The sequence below is a fragment of the Pseudomonas sp. EA_35y_Pfl2_R5 genome (assembly GCF_963970805.1).
Lineage (GTDB): Bacteria > Pseudomonadota > Gammaproteobacteria > Pseudomonadales > Pseudomonadaceae > Aquipseudomonas.
Genome location: NZ_CAXAOW010000008.1, coordinates 159225 through 168023, shown reverse-complemented (window position 1 = coordinate 168023; position 8799 = coordinate 159225). Strand labels below are relative to the sequence as shown.

General features: G+C 61.3%; 9 protein-coding genes. 5 read left to right on the top strand and 4 right to left on the bottom strand.

Annotated features, from left to right (window positions below; genetic code table 11):
• Positions 1–487: 487 nt before the first annotated feature.
• The 4 genes from rarD to AACX99_RS15195 form a co-directional block, all read right to left on the bottom strand.
• Positions 488–1381 carry an EamA family transporter RarD gene (rarD, locus tag AACX99_RS15210; RefSeq protein ID WP_339413077.1) on the bottom strand — a complete coding sequence of 298 codons (894 nt, stop codon included), beginning with the start codon at positions 1379–1381 and terminating at the stop codon, positions 488–490.
• Between the two features lie 153 nt (positions 1382–1534).
• Positions 1535–2092, bottom strand: a complete 558-nt coding sequence (locus tag AACX99_RS15205; protein ID WP_339413076.1) for a DUF4166 domain-containing protein — start codon at positions 2090–2092, stop codon at positions 1535–1537.
• Between the two features lie 29 nt (positions 2093–2121).
• Complete coding sequence (locus AACX99_RS15200; protein ID WP_339413074.1) at positions 2122–3096, bottom strand: serine/threonine protein kinase; 975 nt, start codon at positions 3094–3096, stop codon at positions 2122–2124.
• 264 nt (positions 3097–3360) lie between these two features.
• Complete coding sequence (locus tag AACX99_RS15195; protein WP_339413072.1) at positions 3361–4095, bottom strand: ComF family protein; 735 nt, start codon at positions 4093–4095, stop codon at positions 3361–3363.
• Positions 4096–4175: 80 nt separating this feature from the next.
• On the opposite strand from AACX99_RS15195, the gene bioB reads away from it, so the two are divergent.
• The 5 genes from bioB (at position 4176) to bioD (ending at position 8729) form a co-directional block, all read left to right on the top strand.
• Positions 4176–5231 carry a biotin synthase BioB gene (bioB, locus tag AACX99_RS15190; RefSeq protein WP_339413070.1) on the top strand — a complete coding sequence of 352 codons (1056 nt, stop codon included), beginning with the start codon at positions 4176–4178 and terminating at the stop codon, positions 5229–5231.
• A gap of 98 nt (positions 5232–5329) precedes the next feature.
• On the top strand, positions 5330–6511 hold the full coding sequence (gene bioF, locus AACX99_RS15185; protein ID WP_339413068.1) for an 8-amino-7-oxononanoate synthase: 1182 nt from the start codon (positions 5330–5332) through the stop codon (positions 6509–6511).
• Positions 6504–7235: an alpha/beta fold hydrolase gene (locus tag AACX99_RS15180; protein WP_339413067.1), complete on the top strand. Its 732-nt coding sequence runs from the start codon at positions 6504–6506 to the stop codon at positions 7233–7235. Before bioF ends, AACX99_RS15180 begins: the two co-directional genes overlap by 8 nt.
• Positions 7228–8043 carry a malonyl-ACP O-methyltransferase BioC gene (gene bioC, locus AACX99_RS15175; RefSeq protein ID WP_339413066.1) on the top strand — a complete coding sequence of 272 codons (816 nt, stop codon included), beginning with the start codon at positions 7228–7230 and terminating at the stop codon, positions 8041–8043. Before AACX99_RS15180 ends, bioC begins: the two co-directional genes overlap by 8 nt.
• Positions 8040–8729 carry a dethiobiotin synthase gene (bioD, locus tag AACX99_RS15170; RefSeq protein WP_339413064.1) on the top strand — a complete coding sequence of 230 codons (690 nt, stop codon included), beginning with the start codon at positions 8040–8042 and terminating at the stop codon, positions 8727–8729. Before bioC ends, bioD begins: the two co-directional genes overlap by 4 nt.
• The last annotated feature ends 70 nt before the right edge of the window (positions 8730–8799 follow it).

Below are 8799 nucleotides of genomic sequence, written 5' to 3'. Positions count from 1 at the left end.
TGGCACTGAGCTGGCTCACCTGGGCCAACCAGCGCTGAAAGGCTTGAGTATCCATGGTGGGCTGACCTCACAAGCGGATGTCTGCCTTAAAGCTTAGTCCTTGCAACACGGTCTTGGGACATAGCCTAAAAATAGGCTCGGAATGCTCATTTGCACCAGCAAACTCGCGTGCGAGCCCAGTCCGCTTCCTCGCCGCTTTGACCAGCCGGAGGCTGTTACTGGCGTAGCGCCTTGTCTTGCCTGCCTCGCCTGCGTTTCAACAGCCAGCTAGATCCACTGTTTATCCACGATCGATGTGGATAACTCTGTGCGTAGCATGAGGAGCCCCGGAGCACTGCCTAGTGCCCCGGGTTTTTTTGCTAAGTGCTTATTTTTTAAGCACTTAGCAGCTGGTTGTGCACAAAGGTCGGGGATGCTTCTGTGGATAAGCCGGGGGCAACTGGCTGCAGCCCAGGCGGGCTGTAAGCTGCAGTCGGTTGTCTGTTTTTTAACCAGGTTGGCGTTTACGTAGCGTCAGCCAGGCATCCACGCTATAGATCGCCAGGCCGGCCCAGATGCAGATAAAAGCCAGCAGTTTGCTTGGGTCGAAATGCTCATCAAACAGAAAGATCGCCTGCAACAACACCAGAGTTGGCGCCAGGTACTGCAGAAAGCCCAGGGTGGTGTAGGGCAGATGGCGAGCGGCGGCGTTGAAACAGACCAGCGGCACCAGGGTGATCGGCCCGGCGGCGATCAGCCACAGCGCTTCCGGGGTGCTCCAGAAATCAGCCTGGGTGCTCATTGCGACCGGGTGCAGGATTAACCAGCCGAGCGCTAGCGGCAGCAGCAACCAGGTTTCCACCACCAGGCCGGGCAATGCGGCCACCGGTGCCTGCTTGCGGATTAGTCCGTAGAAACCAAAGGTCAGTGCCAGCACCAGCGATACCCAAGGGATACTGCCAACCTGCCACAGCTGTTGCAGCACGCCCAGCGCGGCCAGGGCTACTGCCAGCCACTGCAGGCGGCGCAGGCGCTCGCCGAGAATCAGCATGCCCAGCAGCACATTGACCAGCGGGTTGATGTAATAGCCCAGGCTGGCTTCGAGCATGCGCTCGTTATTCACCGCCCACACATACACCAGCCAGTTGCTGGCGATAAGCACGCCACTCAGTGCTAGCACGGCAAAGCGTTTGGGGTTATTCAGCAGCTCGCGCAGCCAGCCGGGATGCTTCCACACCAGGAGCAGCAGTGCGCCAAACAGCGCGGACCAGAGTGCGCGATGGACGATGATTTCCAGCGCCGGCACGCTCTGGATGGCTTTGAAATATAGCGGGAACAGACCCCAGATAATGTAGGCGGTCAGGCCGAGAATATACCCGCGACGCGGGTTGGCGGTGGCCATGCAGGGTCCTTGCTTAGGCGGCTAACGAGAGGCTTGCGATTCTAGTCGGCGTGGCATGGACTTGTCCGGTTGTTCAGCTTTGCTTTCCGCAGATTGGCGGGCGAATAGTGTAAAGCTGGCGTTACGAGGAGTTGCTAACTGTATGGTGCGCATCTAGCGAGCCGGCGCTGGGTTGTCCAGCTGTAGTGTTCCGCTGTAACTCAGCCGCTTGCCGAGTAATGGCAGGCTGAATCCCACATAGAAGTGATACAGGCCTTCTTCTATTCGCTTGTAAGCCTCGGTGCGTGGCAGCAACCAGAGTGGAATACGCACACCATGCAGCCAGGCTTTCAACGGTCGCCAGTACCAGCCGCCCTGATGAACATCCACTGCCAAAGCTAGTTTCAGGGATCCGGTGGATTCCAGCCAGTAACCATTTGGCCAGTTGCCGCTGGGCTGAAAGCTTGAGTAGAGCGTGGCGTTATCGGCAAAGCAGCGGTTCCAGTGCAGGGCATTGTCGGTGTCATGAATATCCACTTGAAACGCTACGCGAGCCAGCTCGGCGGGAATGCCCAGCCGAGTCGCCAGGCGTGCACCGATGATGCCGGCAAGGCCACGGCCTAATTGCAGGTCGACTAGGCCGTGCAGCTTGCCGCCTTTGCGATGCAAGCTTTGTAGTAATGGGTGTAGCTGGGTGAAATCCGCCCCAAACCAGCGTTCGACGACAGACATGTAGAGTTCCTTTCTCGGTTGAGGCGGGTTTAGAACAACTTCAGCGGTTCTTCATCCAGCGCTGCCAGTTGCTCACGCAGGATTAGAATCTGATCGCCCCAGTAACGCTCGCTGCCGAACCAGGGGAAGCTCATGGGGAAAGCCGGGTCATCCCAGCGGCGCGCCAGCCAGGCGCTGTAATGCATCAGGCGCAGGGCGCGCAGGCCTTCGATCAGCGGCAGTTCGCGTGGGTTGAAGTCGTGAAACTCCTGATAACCGTCCATCAGCTCCGAGAGCTGGCCGAGGCGCTCGTGGCGTTCGCCAGCCAGCATCATCCACAGATCCTGCACGGCTGGTCCCATGCGACAGTCGTCGAGGTCGACCATATGGAAGGTCTCGTCACGACACAGCAAGTTGCCGGGGTGACAGTCGCCATGCAGGCGGATCGCCTGTACCGGGTTGGCGGCGAACAACACATCCAGACGCTTGAGCAGATCCCGCGCCACCGATTCATAGGCCGGCAGCAGGCTGTGCGGAATAAAGTTGCCATCCAACAGGGTGGCCAGGGAGGCATGACCGAAGTTGCTCACCTGCAAGGCTTCACGGTGGGCAAACGGCTTGAGTGAACCCACTGCGTGCAGGCGGCCCAGTAGTTGGCCGAGGCGATACAGTTGGTCGAGGTTGCCAGGCTCCGGCGCGCGGCCGCCACGGCGTGGAAATAGCGCAAAGCGAAAGCCGGAGTATTCAAATAGGGTTTCGCCATCGCGCGCCAATGGCGCGACCACTGGCACATCGCACTCGGCCAGCTCGAAGGTGAAGCTGTGCTCTTCACGAATCGCTTCATCGGTCCAGCGATCCGGGCGATAGAACTTGGCGATCAGCGGCGTCTCGTCCTCGATGCCCACCTGATACACACGGTTTTCATAGCTGTTCAGCGCCAGAACGCGGGCGTCGCTGAGGTAGTCGATGCTCTCCACGGCATCCAGCACCAGGTCGGGTGTGAGTGCGGCAAATGGATGGGACATGGGCGACTCCAGGGTAATTGGCCGCAGAGTGTACCGCTTAGAGCCTATTCAAAGCCTGCTGCGTTAAAAGCAGGCTCGGTAAGTCGCTGGCGGCTAACGCGCTTTAGCGTGGCCCGAAGGGCGAGTGAACCGAGTAATGCTCATTTACAGCAGTAAGCTCCGCGTCCTCGCCGCTTTGACCAGCCGAAGGCTGTTACTAACGTAGCGCCTTGCATGCCTCTAGCTAGCGAGCCTTTGAACAGGCTCTTTCTCACATCTATCTGCTCAGTCACCCGGCTTTGGCGTGCGCGCCAGGCAATACACATCAACCCGCGCTGCACCGGCCTTGTTTAATAGCCGCGCCAGGCTTTCGGCCGTGGCGCCGGTGGTCAGTACATCATCGACCAGTGCCATATGCAGGCCACTGAGTGCGCTACCCGGCGCCAGGGCAAAGGCTTTGCGCAAGTTGCGCTTGCGCGTAGCCGCGTCCAGTTGCTGCTGCGCCGGGGTGTCGATTACCCGCTGCAACCAGTGCGACTGCAGCGGCAGTTGTAGGCTGGCGCTCAGCCATTCGGCGAGCAGGCCGGCCTGGTTAAAACCGCGCTGCCGCTGGCGTTTGTCGGCCAGTGGCACGGGTAACAGCAAATCTGGGCGCGGAAGCCCTTCATCGAATGCATGTTGTAGATGGTGTGACAAAAGCTCACCCAGCAAACGTCCCAATGGCCACTTGGCCTGATGCTTGAATCGGGTGATCAGGCTGTCGATGGGGAAGGCGTAGCGCCAGGGCGCTTCGACCTTGGCGAAGCTGGGCGGTTTTTTCAGGCAAGCCCCGCATACCAGGCCGTGGCTAGGTAGCGGCAGGGCGCAGATCTGGCAGTGCCCGCCGAGCCAGGGCAGCTCGGCTTCGCAACTGGTGCAGATGGCCAGTGCGGCGTCTGCGGTTTCATCGCAGAGTAAACAGGCTTGCTTGTTTTTTAACCAGTTGTAAACCTGGTGCTGCGAGTTTGGTTGACAGCGCATACGCCTTCCATAACTATGCCGAACATCCGTGTCGCGTCTGCTGAATCTAGCAGGGCGCAGCCAACAATAAGGAATTACCGATGAGCGCCACCACCGCCGCCAACCTGCGTCACGACTGGACTCTTAATGAGGTCAAGGCGCTCTTCGAACAACCGTTCAACGACCTGCTGTTCCAGGCGCAGACCGTGCACCGCGCGCATTTCGACGCGAACCGTGTGCAGGTCTCGACCCTGTTGTCGATCAAGACCGGCGCCTGTCCGGAAGACTGTAAATACTGCCCGCAGTCCGGCCACTACAACACCGGTCTGGAAAAGGAAAAACTCCTGGAAGTGCAGAAGGTGCTGGAGGCTGCTGCCGAGGCCAAGGCTATCGGCTCCACCCGTTTCTGCATGGGCGCGGCGTGGAAGCATCCGTCGGCCAAAGACATGCCCTACGTGCTGAAGATGGTCGAGGGCGTCAAAGCCCTGGGCCTGGAAACCTGCATGACCCTAGGCAAGCTGGATAAAGAGCAGACTCAGGCCCTGGCTGAAGCCGGTCTCGATTACTACAACCACAACCTGGATACCTCGCCGGAGTTCTACGGCAACATCATCACCACCCGCACCTATGGCGAGCGTCTGGAGACCCTGGCCTATGTACGTGATTCGGGGATGAAGATTTGCTCCGGTGGCATCCTCGGCATGGGCGAGTCGCTGGACGACCGTGCCGGCCTGCTGATCCAGTTGGCCAATCTGCCGGAGCACCCGGAGTCGGTGCCGATCAATATGCTGGTGAAGGTCAAAGGTACGCCGCTGGCTGATGAACAGGACGTCGATCCGTTCGACTTTATCCGCATGCTCGCGGTGGCCCGGATCATGATGCCGCAATCCCATGTGCGCCTATCCGCCGGCCGCGAGGCAATGAACGAGCAGATGCAGGCCCTGGCCTTCTTTGCCGGTGCCAACTCGATTTTCTACGGCGAAAAATTGCTGACCACCGCCAACCCGCAGGCCAACAAGGACATGGAGTTGTTCGCTCGCCTTGGCATCAAGCCGGAAGAGCGCGAAGAACACGCCGACGAAGTGCACCAAGCGGCCATCGAGCAGGCGTTGGTCGAGCAGCGCGACTCCAAGCTGTTTTATAACGCCGCGGTCTAATCCCTTCGAACCGGTAGGAGCGGGCCATGCCCGCGAAGGTTGCGAGCATTTCGCGGGCATGGCCCGCTCCTACTTCCAAGCTCCTTGCCGAGGCTTGCATGCCCTTCGATCTGTCCGCTCGCCTGGCCGAGCGTCGCTCCGCCAACCTCTACCGTCAGCGCCCTCTGCTGGAGTCACCGCAAGGGCCGTTGGTGCAGGTCGATGGTCAGCAGCTGCTGGCCTTCTGCTCCAACGATTACCTCGGCTTGGCCAATCACCCGCAGGTGATCGAAGCCTGGCGCGCCGGCGCAGAGAAATGGGGCGTGGGTGGCGGCGCATCACATCTGGTAATTGGCCACAGCACGCCGCATCACCAACTGGAAGAAGCGCTTGCCGAGTTCACCGGTAGGCCACGGGCGCTGCTGTTTTCCACCGGTTATATGGCCAACCTCGGCGCAGTCACCGCGCTGGTCGGGCAGGGCAACAGCGTGCTGGAGGACCGACTCAATCATGCCTCCCTGCTGGATGCCGGCCTGCTCAGCGGCGCGCGTTTTTCCCGTTACCTGCACAACGATGCGGTAAGCCTGGCCAACCGCTTGCGCAAAGTTACGGGCGATACTCTGATCGTGACTGACGGCGTGTTCAGCATGGACGGCGACCTGGCCGACTTGCCGGCGCTGTGCGCCGAGGCACGCCGCGCCAATGCCTGGGTGATGGTCGACGATGCCCATGGTTTCGGCCCGTTGGGCGCCACTGGCGGCGGCATAGTCGAGCATTTCGGCCTGGGCGCGGACGACGTGCAGGTGTTGGTCGGCACCCTCGGCAAGGCCTTCGGCACCGCCGGCGCCTTTGTTGCCGGTAGCGAGGAGTTGATCGAGACCCTGGTGCAGTTCGCCCGCCCCTATATCTACACCACCAGTCAGCCACCGGCGCTGGCCTGCGCGACGCTGAAAAGCCTGGAATTGCTGTGCAGTGAGCACTGGCGGCGTGAGCATCTGCAGGCCCTGATCAAGCGCTTTCGTGAAGGCGCGCAGGTCATTGGCCTGGAGCTGATGGACAGCGCCACGCCGATTCAACCGATCCTGATCGGCGACAGCGGCCGCGCCATGCAGCTCTCGCAGATGCTGCGCGAGCGAGGCCTGCTGGTCACCGCGATTCGTCCACCCACCGTGCCTGCTGGCAGTGCCCGCCTGCGTGTGACACTTTCCGCCGCGCATAGCCTGGCGCAGCTGGAACTGCTGCTGGAAGCCCTGGCCGAGTGTTGGTCATTGTTGACGGTCGAGGGCGTAGCCCATGCGTGATCGGCTGATTCTGCTACCCGGCTGGGGCCTCGGTGTCGCGACGTTACAGCCGCTGGCTGATGCCTTGCGCGGCCTTGATCCTCGTTTGCATGTGCAGATCGAGCCGCTGCCACTGCTGGATTCCAGTGACCCGGCCGACTGGCTGGGCGAGCTCGACGCCAATCTGCCACAGGACGCCTGGCTCGGTGGTTGGTCCCTCGGTGGTATGCTGGCGGCCGAACTGGCGGCGCGCCGTGGTGAGCGTTGCAGCGGCCTGCTAACCCTGGCCAGCAACCTGCGCTTTGTTGCCGAGCCAAGCTGGTCGGCAGCCATGTCGGCCGAGACGTTTAACGCCTTTCGTCAGGGCTGCGCTGCCGATGCGCCCGCCACCCTGAAACGTTTTGCCCTGCTTTGTGCTCAAGGTGCTGTGGATGCCCGTGGTCTGTCACGGCAGTTGTTTGCGGCGGCTCCGCAGGTGCAGCCCGAGATGCTGCTGACCGGGCTGCATTTGCTTGCGAACCTGGATACGCGCGCTGCGCTGCAGGCCTTTGTTGGTCCGCAGCTGCACTTGTTCGCTGGTCAGGATGCGCTGGTTCCGGCGAGTGCTGCGCAGGCCTTGCTGGCGCTGCTGCCGGATGTCGAGATCGGCCTGGTCGATAACGCCAGTCATGCCTTTGTCCTGGAGCGTCCGCACGAAATTGCCGCGGCGATTCAGGCGTTTCTGCATGAGGCCGGTGATGACTGATCTGGCGCATAACCCTCTCGGCGGCCTGCCGGATAAACGTCGGGTCGCCGCTTCGTTTTCCCGGGCAGCCGAGAGCTACGACAGCGTGGCGGCTCTGCAGCGCACTGTCGGACAACAGTTGCTGGCGCAGTTACCGGCCGCGATCAGCCCAGCACGTTGGCTCGATTTGGGCTGTGGCACTGGCTATTTCAGCCGCGCCCTGGGCGAGCGTTTTCCGGCCAGCCAGGGCGTTGCCCTGGATATCGCCGAAGGCATGCTGCAACACGCCCGACCACTGGGCGGCGCGCAGCAGTTTATTGCTGGCGATGCCGAGCGTTTGCCGCTGCAAAGCGCGTCCTGCGACCTACTGTTTTCCAGCCTGGCCTTGCAGTGGTGCGCGGATTTTTCCGCCGTGCTTAGCGAAGCCGCGCGAGTCCTGCGCCCGGGCGGTGTGATGGCCTTTAGCAGCCTGTGTGTTGGCACTCTGCAGGAGCTGCGTGACAGCTGGCAGGCGGTGGATGGCTTTGTGCACGTCAACCGCTTTCGTCGCTTTGAGGATTATCAGCGCCTGTGTGACGACAGCGGGCTGACGCAGCTCAGCCTGCAAACCACCCCTGAGACGCTTTATTACCCGAATGTACGCAGCCTGACCCATGAACTGAAAGCTCTCGGTGCGCACAATCTCAACCCTGGTCGCCCCGGCGGCCTGACTGGACGGGCGCGTATGTTGGCGTTGCTCAATGCTTATGAGCAGTTCCGCCAGCCGCAAGGCCTGCCGGCGACCTATCAGGTGGTATATGGCGTATTGCGTAAGGACATTTCTAGATGAGCGCGGCTTTCTTCGTCACCGGCACCGATACGGAAATCGGTAAAACCACTATTGCCGCCGGCCTGTTGCATGCGGCGCGGCTGGCTGGGCTATCCACGGCTGCAGCCAAACCGGTAGCTTCCGGTTGCTCACGCACGGCGGAAGGTCTGCGCAATGACGACGCCCTGGCGCTGTTGGATGAGTGCACGCTGGCGCTGCGCTACGAAGAGGTCAATCCGCTGGCATTCGAGCCGGCGATTGCCCCGCATCTGGCTGCCCGCGAGGCGGGTGTGTTGCTGGATGTTGCCGCGTTGCACGGTCCGGTGCAGGCGATTCTGGATAAGCGTGCGGATTTGACCCTGGTCGAAGGCGCTGGCGGCTGGCGCGTGCCGCTGGCCGGACGGGCGGCTTTGTCGGACCTGGCAATTGCCCTGCAGCTGCCGGTGATTCTGGTGGTCGGTGTGCGCCTGGGCTGCATTAATCAAGCGCTGCTGACGGCCGAGGCGATCCTGCTCGATGGCCTGCCGCTGGCGGGCTGGGTAGCCAATCTGGTCGATCCGCAGGTTTCGCGCCTTGAGGATAATCTGGCCACTCTTGCCGAGCGCTTACCAGCGCCCTGCCTGGGTTATGTGCCGCGCCTGGCCGAAGCCACGTCGGCTGCGGTTTCCGTCTATCTTGATTTGGAATTATTGCGCCGCGCGCTATAAGCAGGCCAAGTCCCATAGCCTTTTGCTTGTACGTTTTTCGAGCAATTTCTGCTTCAATTGAAACGTTAGT